We start from the raw sequence: 19,440 nt of genomic DNA, 5'->3' as shown, positions 1-19,440 counted from the left end.
AAATTAATTAACTGAATTTTATGAAAATAATGAGTTTTAATAGATAAATTAATGCTGATTAGTTGTTAAAAATGCAGATGGTAATTTAACAGAATCCAAATTAAATAGGAAGGAATGATGGAATGGAACAAGATTATCAATATTACAAGAAAATATTTGAGAAAACAACAAAGCCATTTGGTTATGTTGATTTTGATTTATTAGATGAAAACATTGAAAGGATTGTTTCAGCGGCATCAAATAAACAGATTCGAATTGCAAGTAAATCAATTCGAAGCATTTTTATCATTAAATATATTATGAAAAAACATGCATTGTTTCAAGGTGTGATGTGTTTTACGGCGAATGAAGCGATGTACTTGTTGAACGAAGGAATTGAAGATATTTTAATCGGCTATCCGATTTGGGATTCTGAAGCCGTGGCGAAAATTTGTCAGTTAAATCAACAAGGAAAAATGATTACGCTAATGATTGACTCTGTTGAACATGTAAAGCATCTTAACAAAATTGCTCAAATGTATAACGTTACACTCCCTATATGTCTTGACATTGATATGTCATTTGATGTACCGGGGCTTCATTTCGGTGTATGGCGTTCTCCAGTTCGGAGTGTAGATGATGCGAAAGTAGTAGTTGAGGAAATCATATCTTCCCCGTCAGTTAGTTTAGTAGGTGTAATGGGATACGAAGCTCAAATTGCTGGAGTTGGAGACCAATCTCCGAAGAAAACTGCAAAAAATAAGATTATTACATTACTAAAAAAGCAATCTATCAAGCAAATTGCCGAAAAACGAGCGGCGACGATTCAAATGATTGAAAACTACGGGATTACCCTCCAATTTGTCAATGGAGGAGGGACAGGAAGTTTACATTCAACAACGAATGAGCACGTTGTAACAGAAGTAACTGTCGGGTCAGGTTTTTTCTCTCCAGGTTTATTTGACAACTATCGTGATTTTCAATATAAACCAGCTGCTGGCTTTGCGATTGAAATTGTTCGCAAACCGGATAATCATCTATTTACTTGTGCTGGAGGTGGTTACATTGGATCAGGAGCAGTTGGAACAGATAAGTTACCAAAGCCATATTTGCCTGAAAACGCCCAATTATTGTCACTTGAAGGAGCCGGAGAAGTGCAGACACCAATTGATTACCGAGGGACAATTCCTTTAATGCTCGGTGATCCTATATTTTTACGGCATGCAAAAGCTGGCGAACTTTGCGAACGCTTTAATCATCTTTATTGTGTTTCAAACGGTGAAATTATTAATAAAGTAACTACTTATCGAGGGGATGGACTATGTTTTCTTTAAAAGAAAATCAAAAAAATTGGCAAAACTGGTCTGGTATTGTTAAAAGTAAACCGTCACATATTGCTTATCCAACAAGTGTTGAAGATGTTGTTTCAATAGTAAAACGTTGTAATGAAGAAGGTCGTAAGATTCGTGTTGTCGGATCGGGACATTCATTTACACCTGTTGTACATACAAACGATGTACTTGTTTCACTGGACCTTCTAGCAGGAGTTGAAAAAGTTGATCAAGCGACGAAAACAGTCGGTGTTTGGGCAGGAACGAAATTAAGCGATCTAAGCGCGGCTCTTCACGAACAAGGATGGGCACAAGAAAATCTTGGTGATATTGATAAACAATCGATTGCTGGTGCAATTAGTACAGGAACACATGGAACAGGAAGTAAGCTTGGAAGTATTTCCACTCAAGCAGTGGAAATACAAATTGTGACTGCTTTTGGTGATGTATTAATATGTAATGAAGAGAGTCACCCAGATTTATTTAAAGCGTTGCAAGTATCACTTGGGATGCTTGGAATTATCGTGAAAGTAACATTGCGCGTCATTCCAGCTACAGTCCTTACATACGAAAGTAAACGTTTATCATTAGATGAATGCTTTAACCAGTTAGCGGAGTTTAGAGATCATTACCGCAACTTTGAATTTTACTGGTTTCCACATACAAATACAATTCAAGCTAAATTAATGAATGAAGCAAAGAAACAACTACCTAGTAATCGATTTTGGCGTGATTTTAATCAATTGGTTATGGAAAATGTATTATTTGGCGCTCTTTCGCGGGTATGTCGTATGATTCCAAGTTTGAGTAAATCAATCAGTCGATTATCAGCCAAATTTGTTGATACGGGTAAAGATGTTGGTTATACTCATCAATTATTTACAACAACTCGTCTCGTTCGTTTTAATGAAATGGAATATAGTGTTCCAGCTGAATTAATGGAAACTGTTGTACGTGAAATCCATCAGCTTGTCGAGAATAACAACTATCAAGTTCATTTCCCTATTGAATGTCGTTATGTGAAGGGTGACGACATTTGGCTTAGTCCAGCAAACGGACGCGACTCAGCTTATATTGCTGTCCATATGTATAAAGGGATGGAGCATGAACAATATTTTGCAGATGTAGAAGAAATTTTTCACCGGTACAATGGACGACCACATTGGGGAAAACTACATACACTTCAGGCAGATCATGTATGTGCACTATATCCGAAAATAGAAGACTTTAAAAAGTTACGTCATCAACTTGATCCAAATGGGATGTTCTTAAACGACCATTTAAAAAAGTTGTTTGTAGGGGAGTTACAAACGGATAGGAACGAAGGGCATTATGGACAGAGATATTCCAAAAATGGTTAAAATGGGGCCGAAATTTAAATATCGGTAAAAATGACAAATTTATATGTAAAATATTTTAATTATATAAAATTTTTAGACATTGATTTTTGAAAAAATATTGAATATACTATTGGTAATTAATATAATACAGGCAATGAAGAGAAAAAGTAAAATGTAGTTGTTTTGTACAGAGAGCTTCGGTAGCTGAAAAGAAGCAAAAACAAACATTTGAACAATGGTCTCTGAGCTTCGTACTGAACATACTTTTGTATTAGTAGGCTACGACGAGTTTTGACACTCGTTATCAACGTCACAGTATAAGAGTAGCAATTATAACTCCGTACTTGTAAAGGTAAATGGTGTGAATCATTTACAAAATAAGGTGGTACCACGTGGAAATTCAAACCTCGTCCTTAACTATTACAGTTAAGGGTGAGGTTTTTTTGTTTTTAAAATCAAATAAATATTAAGGAGGTTTTAATATGAGTATTTTTATTGGAGGTGCTTGGGCTTATGCTAATGGCTCATTACATCTTGGTCATATTTCTAGTTTGTTACCTGGAGATATTCTAGCAAGATATTACCGTATAAAAGGAGAAAAGGTTTTGTATGTATCAGGTAGTGATTGTAATGGTACACCTATTACAATCAGAGCAAAACAAGAAGGTCTTTCTCCTAAAGAAATAGCAGATCGTTATCACCATGAATTTTTAGAGTGCTTTTCAAAATTAGGATTCTCATACGATATCTATACAAGAACTGATACAGAACATCATCATGAAATTGTTCAACAATTATTTCTAGAACTACTTGAAAAGGGATTTATTTACAAAAAAGAAATTGAACAAACATATTGTGAATATGATCAACAATTTTTACCTGATCGATATGTAGAAGGCATATGTCCTAATTGTGGGGCAAAGGCACGTGGAGATCAGTGTGATTACTGTTCAGCAGTACTGGAACCGCTTGAATTGCTTGAAAGAAAGTGTAAAATTTGTAGCAATCCTCCGGTAACACGGCTTACAGAGCATTTTTACTTCGCATTAAGCACTCTCCAAACGGTATTGGAAAACTATACTCAAGAAGCAGAAACTAGGAATCTTTGGAGGGAGAATGCCATTTCACTTACTAAGCGATATTTAAAGGAAGGTTTGCAGAATCGAGCAGTTTCAAGAGATCTACCTATTGGTGTAAGTGTTCCAGTGGCTGGATATGAAGATAAAAAAATCTATGTTTGGATTGAGGCGGTCTCTGGATATTACACAGCGAGTAAATTATGGGGAAAAGAAACAAAAAATGACGATTCAACATTTTGGAATTCTTCCGTAACATCTTATTACGTTCACGGAAAAGATAATATACCGTTTCATTCAATAATATGGCCAGGTATTCTTTCTAGTCTTGGGATAGAGTCATTACCAACACATATTGTTTCTAACGAGTATTTGACTTTAGAGAAGAAGAAGCTATCCACGAGTAAAAATTGGGCTGTTTGGGTTCCAGATCTTTTAGAAAGATACAGTCCAGATTCAATACGCTATTTCTTAACAATCAACGCTCCTGAGAGTCGAGATGCGGATTTTTCTTGGAAAGAGTTTATTTATAGTCATAATGGTGAATTATTAGGTGCTTATGGAAACTTTGTAAATCGGACATTGAAATTTGTTCAAAAATCATTTAACAATATGATTCCTGATAAAGTCATTTCATCTACTATTCAAGACAAGGTTAATCTTTTGTACTATGAAGTAGGTCATTGCATTGAAACTACTACTTTCAAACTAGCATTGGAAAAAATTTTCGAATTAATTAGATTCTCAAATAAATACTTTGATGAACAACAGCCTTGGAAACAGATAAAGGAAGATTCTGAGTCTTGTAAAAAATCTTTAGCAAATTGTATCTATTTAATTGCCAATTTAGCACAAATTCTAACTCCGTTCCTTCCTTTTTCAAGTAGGAAAGTTCATGACATGATTAACACTACAACAGTAACTGAATGGAGCCCATTTCTAGTTACATCCCAATATTTATCTGATGTTGAACCCTTATTTGAACGAATAGATACAATTAGGATATTAGAAGAGTTTGAGAGATTAACTAAGCAATCCGAATGATCATTACTTTCGAAGAGTTCCTTAAAAAGGAACTCTTCTTTTTTGTCGTTAGAAAGTAGTTCAATCATTCATTAAACATCGTATAGCCTACTCCGTGATAGGGTACGATTAAAAAGGATACTAATAATCTGTACAATTCCATAAATTGGATAAGGAGTTAGTGTGAAATGGATAAGATGAACGGTACGGTCAATTCTGACTCTCATAATGGTATGACCAAAAAAACAGTTGGTCAGTATTTGTTTGATTGCTTGAAGCTTACGGGCATTACAGAAATTTTCGGCGTTGCAGGAGACTATAATTTTACATTGCTTGATACTTTGGAGAGATATAATGGAATCAAATTTATTGAAGGACGGAACGAACTTAATTCTGGTTATGCTTCAGATGGCTACGCAAGAATCAAAGGGATTTCTGCACTCATAACAACCTTTGGGGTTGGAGAGCTAAGCGCCTGTAATCCAATTGCGGGAGCCTTCAGTGAGAATGTTCCAATCATTCACATTGTTGGTTCCCCTCCAGAAAAAGTCCAAAAAGAGCACAAGCTCATGCACCATACATTAATGGATGGGAATTTTGATCTTTTTCGTAAGATGTATGAACAGATAACAGCCTATAGTGCGGTACTAACGCCAGAAAATGCAATGATTGAGATTCCTGCTGCCATTCGAATTGCTAAAGAAAAAAAACAACCAGTATACCTCATAGTAGCAGATGATTTAGTAGCCAAGCCGATTATGGTCCGGGAAGTGCCAGTACCACAGCAAAGAACCTCAAACAAGCAAACTCTTCAAGCTGCGACGGATCAGGTCCGTCAGTTATTAGAGCGTTCTAAAAATCCAGTCATACTGGTTGATGTCAAAACAATGCGTTTTGGTCTTCAAAATGCAGTTCTACAGTTGGCAGATGCAATGAATGTTCCTGTTGCGTCAATGCTGTTCGGAAAAGGGGCGTTTGATGAAACCCATCCGAATTATATTGGTATGTACTTAAGCTCTTTCGGATCTACTGAAGTGCAAGATATTGTAGAAAATGCAGATTGTATCATTGCGATAGGATTGGTATTGGCGGACACCAACACCGCGAATTTTAAAGCAAAACTGAATTCATTAAAGACTGTCGAGGTTCAACCGGACTTTGTAAAAGTCGGTGAGGCGATGTATCCAAATGTACTGGCTGCAGATATGCTAAATGCAGTAAAAAATATAGGATACAAAAATCAAGAATTTCAAAGTAAAGTGACCTTCCCTTATAATCAGAGCAAAACAAAAACCGATGAACCTCTTAAGGCAGCTGGCTATTATCCGATTTTTCAACATATGTTGAAAAAAGATGACATCCTTGTCGTCGAGACCGGTACGTTCTACAATGGCATGGCGGAGGTAAAACTACCGAGTAATGTTACATTTATTGGACAAGGTGGTTGGGGATCCATCGGCTATGCAACCCCATCGACTTTTGGTGCCAGTATCGCAGCACCAGATCGGCGCGTACTACTGTTTACAGGCGATGGCTCACTTCAATTAACTGCGCAAGAGATCAGCACTATGCTTTATTACGGGATGAATCCCATCATCTTCGTCTTAAACAATAACGGTTATACTATCGAAAAATATTTAAACGTGAAAACAAAAAATCAAGAATACAACAAAATTCCTCAGTGGTCTTACACAAAACTGGCTGAAGTCTTTGGGGGGAATGCTTTTACTGCTATTGTCCGGACAAATGGGGAGCTTCAACAAGCAATCAACCAAGCAGATAAAGAACGTGGCGAAAGACTTTGTATTATTGAAATGATAGTCGAAGATCCAATGGACGCTCCTGAAAATATGAAAAGGATGCGAAATTATAAGCTGAAACAAGAAATTCAAAGTAATCAAAAATAATAATGCTTGTGTAATCAATTAATTGAATCGGTAAAAAGTTGGAATCATTTAAATTTAATGATTCCAACTTTTTATGTTTGTTCATCTAAGTGTGTCTTTATATTGGACATTGTAAACTTCAAAAGTCACTTTAGAGGGAATATCATGCACGGAAGAGAATTAACATATTATGGTAATTAAAGTCTTTTTTATAGGGGATATATTTTATCATTTTGTTTGCTTTAAATTTGTTCATGCTTTTTAAATGAATAACTTCATTTAAAGTAAAGGTTCAGTAAGACACTTAATCATGTTAGTTATGGAAAACGATAAAAAAATTAGGAGTTGAGGTACATGGAGCAATTTTTATTCAATCAGTTAGCTTTTGTAAGAAATCAAACTTTGAATCTACTAGAAGGAGTTTCAGAAGAAATGGCTGATAGAGTTCCTGAGGGATTCCGAAATACAATTCGTTGGAATGTTGGGCATATATATGTTGTAGTAGAAAGATTTGCGTTTCAATATTTAGGACTTCAACAAAATTTACCAGAAGGTTTCAAGGAACAATTTGAATACGGTACATCACCTTTAAATTCTCACAAATATCGAGTACCTACTCTATCAGAGCTAGAAGAACTACTGAAAACACAACAAGTTCGGATTCAAGAAACACTTTCTGACCGACTTGACGAAAAAATAATGCCACCGTATACCACTTCTGCAGGAATGACTTTGGAGACACCAAAACAGTTTCTAACGTTCAATTTATACCACGAAGGAATGCATTTGAGCATTATTAAACTATATAAAAAACTGATATAAAGTTGATTACGACAAAGTATATAAGTATCTCCAACGAAGGATATTTTAAAGGTTGAAAATTCGCTTCTGAGATGTTGAAATATGGAATTGTGAAGTGAAATTATGAACTATAAATTAGAGGACATGTAAAAAAACAGAGAAAAATAAAGGGAAATCGACCCATCATATTTAATTTAATTATAAAGGCAGATTGTTTAGAATTTCTTTTTTCTTGAAATCACTTAACCTTTCAATTGTAGGTAGCTCAAACTAGCAAAATAAAAAAAAGGAGTGGTAAGGATGAATTTTCACATTTTATCGGAAGAGAAAGAAACTCAAAATATACATTATTACTGCATCGCTACTGATAGCCATCGCTACGACTTTGCGATAATCTTTTCAGGTCATTTTCTAGGGAAAGCAATGGTTATTTCAATTCAAAGTGAACGCATGATTTTAATTTGTAGGGAAGATATAAAACATCCCGAACATTGGGTACAAAAACTTGGTATTATGACAGAAGACATCCCAGTTCTTGAACAATTTTTTCATGGCATCTTAGATCAACAGATGTTTACCGACCAATATTAATTTGATTGAGCCTCCGTAGTATTTAGAGGCTCTTTGTTTTTAATTAACTAAAGTAAAATTTAACTTAAATGGATTTTAGAGAATATATAAAAGAATGCGAAAAACCAGTCAAAGAAAATGTCGCCGATTGGTGTGAACATTTATATTTTGAGTGTGATCGTTTAGATATAATAGGTTTAGACTTTCACAATAGTAATACATATAATAAGTTAAAAGAATTAGCAGAATCCATAGAGTAAACACTATAAAAATAACTTGTTCAACTAACCCATGAGATAGTTTAATAAAGTTATGACTTACTTTTACATAATTCAACAGTTTTAATACAATTTAAACAATCATACTTAAAAGGAAAGAAGGAGAGAAATAGATGAGTATAAGTGAAGGTTTTATTGATGTAACAGGTGGGAAGGTATGGTATCAGATACATGATACAAATACAAATTCTACTCCTGTAATTGTTTTACATGGCGGGCCTGGTTCTTCACACTATTCAATGCAGGGCTTACAAAAACTAGCAGAACATCGTACGGTTATTTTTTATGATCAGTTAGGATGTGGAAAGTCTGACCGTCCAACAGATACTTCTTTATGGAATATTGATCGGTTTGTTGAAGAATTAGGGAAAATTCGTGAAGCACTTTCTCTTGATGAATTTCATATTTTAGGTCACTCGTGGGGGACAACACTTGCTGCAGCATATTATTTATCAAAACCAGACGGTGTGAAGAGTATCATCTTTTCAAGCCCTTGTTTGAGTGCTCCACTATGGGCCGAGGATCAAGATAAAAATCGAAAGCTGCTGCCTCTTGATGTTCAACAAACTTTAAAAAATTGTGAAGAAAATGGAACAACAGATTCTGAAGAGTACAAGAATGCCACAGCTGTATTTAATAAGCATTTCGTGTTTAGACAAGAACCGAATCCGGAATTTATAAAAAATGGTGCACATTTAAGAAATAGGGAAATTTACAATATTATGTGGGGCCCTTCTGAGTTTCACGTGACCGGTAACTTAAAGCATTTTGACTGTACTTCGAATTTAAAGGATATTCATGTCCCAACGATGTACACATGTGGGCGTTTTGATGAAGCAACTCCTGAATCAACTAAATATTTCAGCTCTCTTACACCGAATGGAAAATTCCACGTTTTTGAGCAGAGTGCACATATGCCATACATCGAAGAACCAGAAGAGTATTTACGAGTAATTGGAAGCTTTTTGAATGATATTGACTTATACAATCAAAAATAAACATCATTTACATTCATATAATCCTTATTTCGAATAAATAAGCATTTGTTATGAAACAGAAGTAGCAATAAACTAGTTAGGAGCAATTAAAATGATTCAATCGATCGTTCATATAGCCCTAGTTGTAAAAGATTATGACGACGCTATAGATTTTTATACAAACAAATTAAACTTTCATTTAATAGAAGATACATACCAACCTGAACAAGATAAAAGATGGGTAGTAATATCACCTCCGGGTTCAAATGGTACGACTATATTACTCGCAAAAGCATCTAAACCTGAACAAGAATCATTTATCGGAAATCAATCAGGTGGAAGAGTGTTTCTTTTTTTAGGTACAGATGATTTTTGGAGAGATTATAACGAAATGACTTCAAGAGGGATCGAATTTGTTAGAGAGCCTAAATCCCAAGATTACGGCACTGTAGCAGTATTTAAGGATTTATACGGAAATTTGTGGGATTTAATACAGTTCACAGAAAATCATCCTTTAGCAAAAAGGATTAATTAAGATTTACATATTCTATTTTTTCTACTAAAGCATATGTTATTTAACAAACGTATAACATAATTGAAATTCAAAAGCTGCCTATTAAGCAGCTTTTTTATATTTGTAAATGTCACTTACATCAAATCGAATCTATAAATCCATATTTTTTCTTCTAACACATCCGTTTTTTGAACAAGGAATCGCATCATTTATGTCGAACATTAGAATAAATGTAATATTTTGGAAATTTTAGGAGGAGGAAGTGGCAATGTTAAGCTTTTTAGGAGGACTTTTGTTTTTAATTCCATTGCTGATTGTAGCGGCAATTGTTGGTGTAGGCTATTTTTTTTGGATCAGGTATCGTTACAGAACAGCAAAGTCAAATCAAGCATTAATTATTACAGGTCCGAAATTAGGTGATCCAGAGAAAGAAACAAATATCTTTACAGACCAAGAAGGTCGATCGATGAAAATTATTAGAGGTGGTGGGTACCGTTTAAGACGTTTCCAAACATCAACCCCTGTAAACCTTACTTCTTTTCAATTAAAGCTATCAACGCCTAGAGTATATACAAATGGTGGTGTTCCAATTGTTGCTGATGCAGTCGCAATGGTTAAGGTAGCGGATACTTTAAATGGTATTGCAAACTATGCAGAACAATTTTTAGGTAAGAAACAAGAAGAAATTGAAGCAGAAATTATTGAGGTTCTTGGAAGTAATCTTCGTGCGATTCTTTCTAAAATGACGGTCGAAGATATTAATAGTAACCGTGAAAAATTTAATCAAGATGTATCTGAAGTTGCACAAAAGCAGCTTGATTTAATGGGGTTTAAAATTACATCATTAGGTCTAACAGATTTACGTGACGCAGATGAGGAGAATGGATACTTAGAAAACTTAGGTAGACCACGAATTGCTGAAGTTCGTAAACTGGCAGAAATCGCTGAGGCAAATAGTGAGCGTGAAACTCGTATACATAAAGCACAAACTGATCAAGAGGCGAAAGAAGAAGAATACAAACGTCAAATTGCTATCGCAGAATCAAAAAAGGAAAAAGATATAAAAGATGCAGCCTTCATGGAAGAAACGGAGCGTGCTCGTGCAAAATCAGAACAGTCTTATGAGCTTGAAAAAGCCAAACTAGCAAAAGAAGTAAAAGAAGAAGAATTATCACTTAAATTCCTAGAACGTGAACGTGCAGTTAGGCTAGAAGAAGAGGAAAGTAAAGTACGTAAAACAAAAGCAGATGCTGAATACTATGAAACTACTCGAAAAGCTGAAGCTGAGGCACGTAAAGCTGAAATTGATGGGGAAGCAAAAGCCAAGATTCGTAAAGCAGAAGGTACTGCTGAAGCAGATGTTATTCGTGAACGTGGTAAAGCAGAAGCGGAAGCACGTAAGTTATTAGCTGAGGCGATGGAAAAACATGGTGATGTCATTATCACAGAAAAGTTAATTGAAATGTTACCTATTTTTGCAGAAAAAATTGCTCAACCACTTAACAATATTGAATCAGTTAAGATTATTGATTCAGGTAATGGTCAGGGGATTCCATCTTTTGGAAAGAGTATTACAAAAACAATGGTTGAAATGCAAGAACCATTAAAAGAAATGACAGGTATTGATGTAGCAGAATTGATTAAGTCATATGCATCGAGGACAAATGGTTATATAAATCAAGGTGCTGTCACTGTTTTACCTGAAAAAACTTTAGAAAATATTAACTCTAATAGTACGAATTCAATCGAATAATGACTATTAAAAGATTTTCGTAGAGTAGCCAATAGCTACTCTTTTTTTAACTGTTATATAAAGTCTAGGCTTGAGTCACTAACTTACTCATTGCAATAAATATAGCTTATTTATTTAGATGGAGGTTAAAATGGCATTTATTTTTTATTTAGTTATATTTCTTGGGATTTTCTTATTTTTAGTTTGGAAAAAGAAAAAGTTCGATACAGAATCTTATTTCCATTTAAAAATAATTGGATACTTTGTGTTAGGATCATTTTCCATAAGTTTCAATCAACTCACAATACCAATTGGATTTTTAGGATTTCTGTTTTTTTTTAGACCAAAGTTAAATGCACATGCCAAACGAATGTCTACTTACTTGGGTGTTATTGCATTAATACTTAACCATTGGATTTTACCATATTCCATTAATAAATGGGAAAGTCGACCAATTATCATCGAACATAAACTTGCTTCAGTGTATACAATTAACCTTCAAGATGAATATAAATTGATTAAGAAAGAACTAAAATTAAAAAATACTAGTTTGATGCTAGAAGATTACGAAGTGAACTATGTGAAGAATGGTAGAATAACAGACTTAAGATGGCAACTAATAGAACAAAATGGAAATGGCTTTAATCTCTATCATATTCAATATGATTCTAGAAAGAATAGGTATCAAGTTATTAAGAGTCCACTAGATACATGGCTCCAATACTCCCGCTTAGTTGATGCTGACCGTTTCTTTGAAATTCTTAATGTACTTAATATTAAAGACACTACTCATTCTAAGGGCGAGTTTTCATCCTATGTTATAAAAACTTTAGGGGAACGAGTTCGTTATGAAGTGAAAAATCAAGATCTGTATATTGTATCGAATGAAAAAATACAACTATTAGATGATGAACAACTACCAGTTGAAGGCTTTTATATTTCAACTTTTGCAATGAAGAAAACAAGTGAAGAAAGAGATAAACAAGGAAATATCACCGGAGAAAGTTTTGAAGGTACCGAAATATCTGATTATCTATTTGATGTAAATATTATTGAATAATAAGATTATAGTAAAAACTTACTATCTCAATTGGAGAATAGATACGATGAGATTATTTTAATCAACTTATATTTTAGTCGAATTAGCTTAAGGACTATTCTATCATCTATCAGTTATAAAATGTAGGATAAATTCAGAACTAATTAATTGACAATTTAATAAATTTTAACTATTATCACTTTATTAATAATAAAGTTGAATGTACATTTATCTTCTTATCTAGAGAGGTGGAGGGACTGGCCCTTTGAAGCCTCGGCAGCAGGTTCTTATGAATACTGTGCCAATTCCAACAAGCACATGCTTGAAAGATGAGAAGAGGGTTTTTAAACTCTCTTCTTTCGAGGAGAGTTTTTTTTGTATATAATACCAACTTATTAGATAGGTAAACTTGGTGATATAAATTGCAAGGGAGAGAATCTAGATGAAATATGGTTTTTGGTTACCGATTTTTGGAGGTTGGTTACGAAATGTAGATGACGAAAATATGCCGCCAACTTTTGAATATGCAAAAAATGTGATTCAATCAGCTGAAAAATGGGGTTATTCAACTACTTTAATAGCTGAATTATATTTAAATGATATCAAGGGACCAGAACATGATTCTCTAGAAGCTTGGTCTACCGCAGCCGCTCTAGCAGCAGTGACAGAAAAAATAGAAATTATGACGGCGATTCGCCCTGGGTTTCATAATCCTGCTGTTGCAGCAAAAATGGCAGCTAATATTGATCAAATCAGTAACGGGAGATTTACGTTAAACGTTGTTTCTGCTTGGTGGGCGGACGAAGCGCGTCAATATGGCGGTATTTTTACAGAACATGATGAACGTTATGCTCGTACCGAGGAGTTTATTGATGTACTAAAAGGTTTATGGACAGAAGAAACCTTCAATTATGCAGGCCAATTTTACGACTTGAAAAACACGAAGCTTGCACCGAAGCCTGTTCAAAGACCTAACCCGATTCTATATGCAGGTGGTGAAAGTGAAAAAGGCAAGCAAACCATTGCAGAAAAATGCGATGCATATGTAATGCATGGTGGAACTGTTGAAGAGATTGAAAGAAAAATATCAGGTATGAAAGCTCGTCGTGAACAAACTGACAATTCACCATTCAGTTCTTTTGGAATGGCTGCCTATGTTATTTGCCGTGATACAGAAGAAGAGGCACAAACTGAGCTTGAAAAAATCACAAATGTGAAGGATTCAAGCGGATATGCTGGATTTAAAGACTTCACTAAAAAGTCACAATTAGAGCAACAAATCCAATTACAGGATTACTCGGTGTCTAATAGAGGTTTACGATCAAATTTAGTAGGGACTCCAGAGCAAATTGCAAATCGAATTTTACAATATGAAGAAACTGGCTTAGACTTATTATTATTACAATTTTCTCCTCAACTTGAGGAAATGGAACGATTTTCAAAAAAAGTTATGCCATTAGTTGAACAAAAACGTAGTTTAATAAAGAGCTAGAAAGGGGTAGTAAAAATGAGTAAAGTATATGTAATTCATGAAAATAGTGAATGGACAGTCCATTTAACAAATAGATTGGAGGAACTTGGTGTTCCTTATGAAGAATGGCATTTAGACGAAGGTACGTTAGATTTATCAACGGAACCACCAGAAGGGATCTTTTATAGCAGAATGAGTGCTTCTTCTCACACACGTGATCACCGTTTTGCGGCTGAATTTACTGCGCAAGTATTAGCTTGGCTTGAAGCACACGGTCGTAAGGTATTAAATGGAACGAATGCACTAAAACTTGAGGTTAGTAAGGTTTTACAATATTTAGAATTAAACAAGTATGGTGTTAAGACGCCAAAAACAATTGCAGCGGTTGGAAAGCAAAACATTTTAAAGGCAGCAGAGAGCTTCGCAGGACAATCATTTATTACGAAGCATAATCGTGCAGGTAAAGGTTTAGGTGTTCAATTATTCCATAGTATTGAAGCTTTAAAAGCTTATGTGGAAGGTCCTACTTTCGAAGAACCAGTCGATGGCATTACCCTTATCCAAGAATACATATTGTCTCCTGAAAGCTATATCACTCGTTGTGAGTTTGTCGGAGGAAACTTTGTATATGCTGTTAAGGTTGATACTTCGGAAGGTTTTGAACTTTGCCCAGCGGACGTATGCCAAATTGGCGATCTATTCTGCCCGGTTGGAGAAGAAGTAGAAGAGAAACCTAAGTTCCAAATTGTTGAAGGATTTGAAGATGAAATTTTAAACAAATATAAAGATGTTCTAGTTAATAATAATATTCAAGTTGCTGGAATCGAATTTATCAGAAATGCTGAAGGTACAATATTTACTTACGATATCAATACAAACACGAACTATAATTCTGATGCAGAAGCAAAAGCCGGTAAATATGGCATGCTTGAATTAGCCTCGTTTTTAAAGAAAACATTAGAGGAAAACTACACGACAACAAAGGCTTAATTTGAAGTAAAATCAAAAACATATTAAAATCTATTTTAAGAAGGAATTTCACTTTTGAAATTCCTTTTTTAATACACATTTATCGCAAGTAAAAACAGGGGGACAATAATGAATGATTCTTATGTTTTTAAACTATTAAATAAAAAATATAATAAATTGTTTGATTTGATTAAGAAGTGTCCTGAAAATAAGAGAGCTATTGTGTCTGAAGGCTTTAAAAATAGTATTCATTGGCAACTTGGTCATATTCTTTTTACTACGGAAAACCATGTACTTCGACTTTCCGAGCAAAAAACGGTTCTACCAGAAAGCTACCAAACATTTTTTGCGTACGGTACAAAACCTCTTGATTGGAAAGAAGAACCGCCTACATGGGAGTTATTAATTGAACAGTTGAGCGAACAGCTTGATTATATTAGCGAAGCTTTGGATGGTAAACTTGATACTGTTGTTAAAGAGAATTTTCTAGAAGCAAATACGATTGAAGATCTACTCATTTATAACGTATCTCATGTATCTGAACATCTTGGGGTCATATTTAGCATGATAAAAGTTATAAATAAATAAAAAGCAAGAGTAGTGAACTCTTGCTTTTTATTAATGACTTGTAATATGATTCTCTGCCATCATCAAGTCGTACTGGTAAGCAGCCTTCGCCAATTCATATCTAACCTTTTTACTTGCTTCAACATAATCCGATTCCTTCACAAGACCAGATAAAGAGAATCGGTTACCTCTGAAATCCACATTCAGTTCGGTAATTTGGTTGAATTTGAAACGCTCAACAGGAACACCGGTTTCATCCCGTAACAGGAATTCACCATATTTCTCGTTGCAAGTTTTTGCAACTTCCTCCATCACCATAAATGCTTCATCTGGATCTTGCTTATAATTGAGGACTAGACTTTCGTTTACGCGACGCATCCCACGGGTCCCATTTTGAAGCTCCGAGATATTACTGTAGGAAACCGTATAGAGATAACCATCATACTGACGGATTTTCAAGTAACGCATACTAATTTCTTCAATTTTCCCTTGGCGATTTCCGTTGATAATCACATAATCACCATGGTGTATTTGTCGCTCAAACAAATAGGTTAGCCCCATAATGTAATCTCGAATGATATGCTGTAGAATTAAAGCTATGGCCCCTGCCACAACGACAGAACCAGTAATAAACTTGCCGAGTTTTACGAAATTACTAATCACATAAAGTAAGAAGAAGACCCATCCCAATACTTTTGTCACTTGTCTTGCGAAATGCATGATTGTCTCTTCGCGTTTTTCATCCAATAAACTCGTTTTATCAAAGAAAAGCTTGATCGATTTGCGGATAAAATAAACTGTAAATAAAATCAGAAATGCCACAGTTAAAATTTTTACGGGCAACTGCTCGAACAGTTCTAAAAACATAATATCATCTCCCACTTTTTTCAATATAACATATAAATGTGGATAAGGAGAACGACCTTTCATGCCCGACAAACAAAATAATATTTTACATATACGATTAATCTATTAATGAAATAATGATATCAAGCTACATCATAATTTTGTAACATATTTTGTCTGTATGATCAGATAATTAGATAGGGGAGACATTAGAAGGATATAAATAATAATTTCTAATATACTTGTATCTTATTAAATACGTTTTCATATAAAATAGTAGTAAGAAATATTTGGAATTGAGGTGTTGGACATTTTAATAAGACTTTTTCATGAATCTAACCGGTCCACTAAAATAACTCTATTAACTGGTTCCATATTATTATTGATAGGCGGAATTGTTAAACTTGTACTTTAATCTAAAACAAAAACTTAGATTTGGGTTTTTATTAAATTTAGACTTTCATGCTAATGAACTAACGCATTGGTTAGTTCATTATTTTTATTTATCAAATTTTCTTTCTGTATTATTTAAGTTTCTGGAATAATCGTAATAGCAATTGTTCGAACAGGGGCATCTGTTTCTTTGCTCGTGGCGTTGTAGTATTTAGTCATTAATTCATTTAATTCGTTTTGAAACTGTAAAAATTGTTCTTCATTAATCTTTAATTCTACTACTGAAAAAGTAGCACAATCTTCTTGGCTATTTTGTTCCTCTAATTTGTTTAGATAATTTTGGTACTGAGACATCAGTAACAATTGATAAGAAGATACATAGTTTAATTTTTCTTCAATAGAAGCTTCTTTCCATTCCTCTTCATCAAGTCTTGCTTCATCTTCATTTAAAACATAATATTTTTCGGAAACAGATTTGACCTTTTTTTCTCTAAGAACTCGAATAATATCAGAATCGACCATGATTTGAATGTGCCTATAAAGCGTTGCTTGAGGGACATCTTTAATGATTTTAATCATCTCTAATGGTGTTAATCCATTCTCTTTATTCCTCATTAATGCTTGGCAGATTTTCATTCTTACTGGATGCATTAATATTTCAGTTTTATTACTCATATTTTCACCTGATTTACTGATTAATTTTAATTCTCATTATAAAGAATGAGAACAGTAGTTGCAACATAACTATAGTTATATTATCATTATCAATAATGAGAATGAAAATATAAACATAGGGGGAAAGATGAAATGCAGCTACACTATGGGTTTGATGATTTAAAAGATTTTGATTTTATGGCATATTTACCGATTATATTTCCAGTTATCGCAGTATCTGCTCTATTAATTTTAATTGCATTAATTGATTTGTACCGACATAGAAAAACGAGAGAGAATGTGGTCTTTTGGACGATTGTTGTTATATTTGCGAATACATTTGGACCTATTCTGTACTTTGTTATTGGGAGAAAGGATCGTGAAAGGTCATGAAACTAGATATCAAAAATGTAACAAAAACATTTAAAGGGAAAATTGCGGTCAATAATTTCTCGATGGAACTACAAGCAGGTGAATGTATTGGATTAATCGGACCGAATGGTGCAGGGAAGTCTACATTAATAAAAGTAATTTCAGATATAATTTATGCAGATTCAGGTGAGGTTTTCTTGAATGGTAAAAAAATTTCACAAATGAAAAGGGAAATAGGTTACTTACCACAGTATCCTAATTTTTATCATTGGATGACAGCAAAAGAGACCCTTACATTTATGGGTCAACTTTCTGGGTTAACAAAAAAAGAATTAACGAATTCAATTCCTAGAATTTTGATGAAAGTCGGACTTTCAGATGAAGAGCATACAAAAGTTGGTACTTTTTCCGGTGGAATGAAACAACGACTTGGTATTGCTCAAGCACTACTACATAAACCTTCATTTATCGTCATGGATGAACCAGTATCTGCACTAGATCCAATCGGTCGAAGAGAAGTGCTAAACCTAATTAAAGAAATAAAAAAGGATACATCAATAATATTATCTACTCATATATTGGGGGACGCAGAAGAAATATGTGAGCGATTAGTCGTCATTAAAAATGGAGCTAAAATAGAAGACACTACAATTACAGAACTATTAAATAGAAAAAACGAAAATAAATTAAATGTGGAAATTACTGCAAAGGATCAAAAGTGGATTGATATTCTTAATAAATTACCATATGTAAGGGACGTTGAAGTCATTGGGAATAAAGTCAAAATAAAAGTTGATAATATTTCAAAACATAAAAATTTGATACTGAAAAATGCAATTGAGCATGAAGTGGACATCGTAAAATTTGATATGAATAAGGATACTTTAGAAGAGATTTTCCTAAAATTGGTGGTGTAGAAATGAATAACTTTATTGTATTAACTAAAAAAGAATTTGCTCAAATGATACTTGATTATAAGGCTATGTGGTTACCTATAGTCTTTATATTTTTAGGGTTAACTCAGCCTATCGTCACTTATTTTTTACCAACAATACTAGAGGCATTAGGCGGTGCGCAGGGACTAACAATTGACCCCAGCATGACAAATCAAAAAGGAGTTGAAGTACTTGCTAGTACATTAGGATCTCAATTTGATCAGCTTGGTATTATGATTATCGTAATCTCAATGATGGGAACTGTTCAATCAGATAAAGCGAACGGCATGTTGGCTTTTATTCTAACAAGACCTGTTTCAGTTGTTTCATATATAGCTGGAAAAATAGTATCAAATGGATTTATTACTGCTATAAGTGTTTCAATTGGTTATGTTGTTTCTTATTTATATGTAAATTATCTTTTTACGAATGTTCAATTTTCACAAATGATTACTGGACTATTCTTTTACCTTGCATGGGTTCTTTATATTGTTACTTTTACAACGATGATTAGTACTATTTTTAAGAGTCAGGCTGTTATTGCATTGATTTCAATTGTTTACCTTATTGGTTGTCGAATAATCGTCGGGTTGAATCCAATAATCGATTATGTAAATCCAGCTAGTATGAGTAAATATGCAACCGAATCACTAATATCAGGAACGGTAAATTCATATGGAATAATTA

18 protein-coding genes, 1 riboswitch and 1 other annotated feature are annotated in these 19,440 nt (G+C 34.0%); of the genes, 16 read left to right on the top strand and 2 right to left on the bottom strand.

Annotated elements, in window-relative coordinates; translation table 11 throughout:
* Positions 1–122: 122 nt before the first annotated feature.
* The 13 genes from V7056_RS18805 to V7056_RS18745 all read left to right on the top strand — a co-directional run bounded on the left by V7056_RS18805 (position 123) and on the right by V7056_RS18745 (position 15,574).
* Positions 123–1,313, top strand: coding sequence for an amino acid deaminase/aldolase (locus V7056_RS18805; protein WP_499703924.1), 1,191 nt, complete (start codon positions 123–125; stop codon positions 1,311–1,313).
* Positions 1,301–2,671, top strand: a complete 1,371-nt coding sequence (locus tag V7056_RS18800) for a D-arabinono-1,4-lactone oxidase (RefSeq protein ID WP_499703923.1) — start codon at positions 1,301–1,303, stop codon at positions 2,669–2,671. Before V7056_RS18805 ends, V7056_RS18800 begins: the two co-directional genes overlap by 13 nt.
* Before the next feature lie 124 nt (positions 2,672–2,795).
* Positions 2,796–3,068 (top strand) — a binding site (T-box leader).
* A gap of 64 nt (positions 3,069–3,132) precedes the next feature.
* Positions 3,133–4,770 carry a methionine--tRNA ligase gene (metG, locus tag V7056_RS18795; RefSeq protein WP_499703922.1) on the top strand — a complete coding sequence of 546 codons (1,638 nt, stop codon included), beginning with the start codon at positions 3,133–3,135 and terminating at the stop codon, positions 4,768–4,770.
* Positions 4,771–4,937: 167 nt separating this feature from the next.
* Positions 4,938–6,656: an alpha-keto acid decarboxylase family protein gene (locus V7056_RS18790; protein ID WP_499703921.1), complete on the top strand. Its 1,719-nt coding sequence runs from the start codon at positions 4,938–4,940 to the stop codon at positions 6,654–6,656.
* 333 nt (positions 6,657–6,989) lie between these two features.
* Positions 6,990–7,457, top strand: a complete 468-nt coding sequence (locus V7056_RS18785; protein ID WP_499703920.1) for a DinB family protein — start codon at positions 6,990–6,992, stop codon at positions 7,455–7,457.
* 279 nt (positions 7,458–7,736) lie between these two features.
* Positions 7,737–8,027, top strand: coding sequence for an SAV0927 family protein (locus tag V7056_RS18780; RefSeq protein ID WP_499703919.1), 291 nt, complete (start codon positions 7,737–7,739; stop codon positions 8,025–8,027).
* A gap of 370 nt (positions 8,028–8,397) precedes the next feature.
* A complete protein-coding gene (locus V7056_RS18775; RefSeq protein WP_499703918.1) occupies positions 8,398–9,282 on the top strand; it encodes a proline iminopeptidase-family hydrolase in 885 nt (294 codons plus the stop codon).
* Positions 9,283–9,373: 91 nt separating this feature from the next.
* Positions 9,374–9,796: a VOC family protein gene (locus tag V7056_RS18770; protein WP_499703917.1), complete on the top strand. Its 423-nt coding sequence runs from the start codon at positions 9,374–9,376 to the stop codon at positions 9,794–9,796.
* A gap of 247 nt (positions 9,797–10,043) precedes the next feature.
* Positions 10,044–11,528 carry a flotillin family protein gene (locus V7056_RS18765; RefSeq protein ID WP_499703916.1) on the top strand — a complete coding sequence of 495 codons (1,485 nt, stop codon included), beginning with the start codon at positions 10,044–10,046 and terminating at the stop codon, positions 11,526–11,528.
* A gap of 130 nt (positions 11,529–11,658) precedes the next feature.
* The gene (locus V7056_RS18760; protein WP_499703915.1) at positions 11,659–12,567 is read left to right on the top strand and encodes a hypothetical protein; all 909 of its coding nucleotides are present in this window, start codon (positions 11,659–11,661) and stop codon (positions 12,565–12,567) included.
* Between the two features lie 212 nt (positions 12,568–12,779).
* A riboswitch (SAM riboswitch) is annotated at positions 12,780–12,882 on the top strand.
* Positions 12,883–12,988: 106 nt separating this feature from the next.
* Complete coding sequence (locus tag V7056_RS18755; protein ID WP_499703914.1) at positions 12,989–14,038, top strand: LLM class flavin-dependent oxidoreductase; 1,050 nt, start codon at positions 12,989–12,991, stop codon at positions 14,036–14,038.
* 15 nt (positions 14,039–14,053) lie between these two features.
* Positions 14,054–15,007: an ATP-grasp domain-containing protein gene (locus V7056_RS18750; protein ID WP_499703913.1), complete on the top strand. Its 954-nt coding sequence runs from the start codon at positions 14,054–14,056 to the stop codon at positions 15,005–15,007.
* A 108-nt stretch (positions 15,008–15,115) separates the two neighbouring features.
* On the top strand, positions 15,116–15,574 hold the full coding sequence (locus tag V7056_RS18745) for a DinB family protein (RefSeq protein WP_499703912.1): 459 nt from the start codon (positions 15,116–15,118) through the stop codon (positions 15,572–15,574).
* Positions 15,575–15,604: 30 nt separating this feature from the next.
* Here V7056_RS18745 and V7056_RS18740 read toward each other — a convergent pair whose 3' ends face one another.
* Both V7056_RS18740 and V7056_RS18735 read right to left on the bottom strand, forming a co-directional pair.
* Positions 15,605–16,420 carry a mechanosensitive ion channel family protein gene (locus V7056_RS18740; RefSeq protein ID WP_499703911.1) on the bottom strand — a complete coding sequence of 272 codons (816 nt, stop codon included), beginning with the start codon at positions 16,418–16,420 and terminating at the stop codon, positions 15,605–15,607.
* Between the two features lie 507 nt (positions 16,421–16,927).
* A complete protein-coding gene (locus V7056_RS18735) occupies positions 16,928–17,467 on the bottom strand; it encodes a helix-turn-helix domain-containing protein (RefSeq protein WP_499703910.1) in 540 nt (179 codons plus the stop codon).
* Between the two features lie 132 nt (positions 17,468–17,599).
* Between V7056_RS18735 and V7056_RS18730 the strand changes: the two genes are divergently transcribed.
* From V7056_RS18730 to V7056_RS18720, 3 genes are all read left to right on the top strand, one after another.
* Positions 17,600–17,839 (top strand): PLD nuclease N-terminal domain-containing protein, encoded by a 240-nt coding sequence (locus V7056_RS18730; protein WP_499703909.1) that lies wholly within the window; start codon positions 17,600–17,602, stop codon positions 17,837–17,839.
* Positions 17,836–18,735, top strand: a complete 900-nt coding sequence (locus V7056_RS18725) for an ABC transporter ATP-binding protein (RefSeq protein WP_499703908.1) — start codon at positions 17,836–17,838, stop codon at positions 18,733–18,735. The genes V7056_RS18730 and V7056_RS18725 overlap by 4 nt, the downstream gene beginning before the upstream one ends.
* A 2-nt stretch (positions 18,736–18,737) precedes the next feature.
* The coding region (locus V7056_RS18720; protein WP_499703907.1) for an ABC transporter permease at positions 18,738–19,440 on the top strand (703 nt) is incomplete at its 3' end.

Origin of the sequence: Bacillus sp. JJ664 (assembly GCF_036962205.1) — a bacterium.
Lineage (GTDB): Bacteria > Bacillota > Bacilli > Bacillales > Bacillaceae_G > Gottfriedia.
This window is presented reverse-complemented; position numbering and strand designations above follow the sequence as displayed.

Excerpts from the sequence above, each read along its gene's own strand:
- V7056_RS18765 (WP_499703916.1), top strand. The coding sequence starts at position 10,044 with ATGTTAAGCTTTTTAGGAGGACTTTTGTTTTTAATTCCATTGCTGATT.
- V7056_RS18730 (WP_499703909.1), top strand. The coding sequence starts at position 17,600 with ATGCAGCTACACTATGGGTTTGATGATTTAAAAGATTTTGATTTTATG.
- V7056_RS18740 (WP_499703911.1), bottom strand. The coding sequence starts at position 16,420 with ATGTTTTTAGAACTGTTCGAGCAGTTGCCCGTAAAAATTTTAACTGTG.
- V7056_RS18755 (WP_499703914.1), top strand. The coding sequence starts at position 12,989 with ATGAAATATGGTTTTTGGTTACCGATTTTTGGAGGTTGGTTACGAAAT.
- V7056_RS18770 (WP_499703917.1), top strand. The coding sequence starts at position 9,374 with ATGATTCAATCGATCGTTCATATAGCCCTAGTTGTAAAAGATTATGAC.
- V7056_RS18745 (WP_499703912.1), top strand. The coding sequence starts at position 15,116 with ATGAATGATTCTTATGTTTTTAAACTATTAAATAAAAAATATAATAAA.
- V7056_RS18735 (WP_499703910.1), bottom strand. The coding sequence starts at position 17,467 with ATGAGTAATAAAACTGAAATATTAATGCATCCAGTAAGAATGAAAATC.
- V7056_RS18790 (WP_499703921.1), top strand. The coding sequence starts at position 4,938 with ATGGATAAGATGAACGGTACGGTCAATTCTGACTCTCATAATGGTATG.
- V7056_RS18780 (WP_499703919.1), top strand. The coding sequence starts at position 7,737 with ATGAATTTTCACATTTTATCGGAAGAGAAAGAAACTCAAAATATACAT.
- metG (WP_499703922.1), top strand. The coding sequence starts at position 3,133 with ATGAGTATTTTTATTGGAGGTGCTTGGGCTTATGCTAATGGCTCATTA.
- V7056_RS18760 (WP_499703915.1), top strand. The coding sequence starts at position 11,659 with ATGGCATTTATTTTTTATTTAGTTATATTTCTTGGGATTTTCTTATTT.
- V7056_RS18750 (WP_499703913.1), top strand. The coding sequence starts at position 14,054 with ATGAGTAAAGTATATGTAATTCATGAAAATAGTGAATGGACAGTCCAT.
- V7056_RS18725 (WP_499703908.1), top strand. The coding sequence starts at position 17,836 with ATGAAACTAGATATCAAAAATGTAACAAAAACATTTAAAGGGAAAATT.
- V7056_RS18775 (WP_499703918.1), top strand. The coding sequence starts at position 8,398 with ATGAGTATAAGTGAAGGTTTTATTGATGTAACAGGTGGGAAGGTATGG.
- V7056_RS18800 (WP_499703923.1), top strand. The coding sequence starts at position 1,301 with ATGTTTTCTTTAAAAGAAAATCAAAAAAATTGGCAAAACTGGTCTGGT.
- V7056_RS18785 (WP_499703920.1), top strand. The coding sequence starts at position 6,990 with ATGGAGCAATTTTTATTCAATCAGTTAGCTTTTGTAAGAAATCAAACT.
- V7056_RS18805 (WP_499703924.1), top strand. The coding sequence starts at position 123 with ATGGAACAAGATTATCAATATTACAAGAAAATATTTGAGAAAACAACA.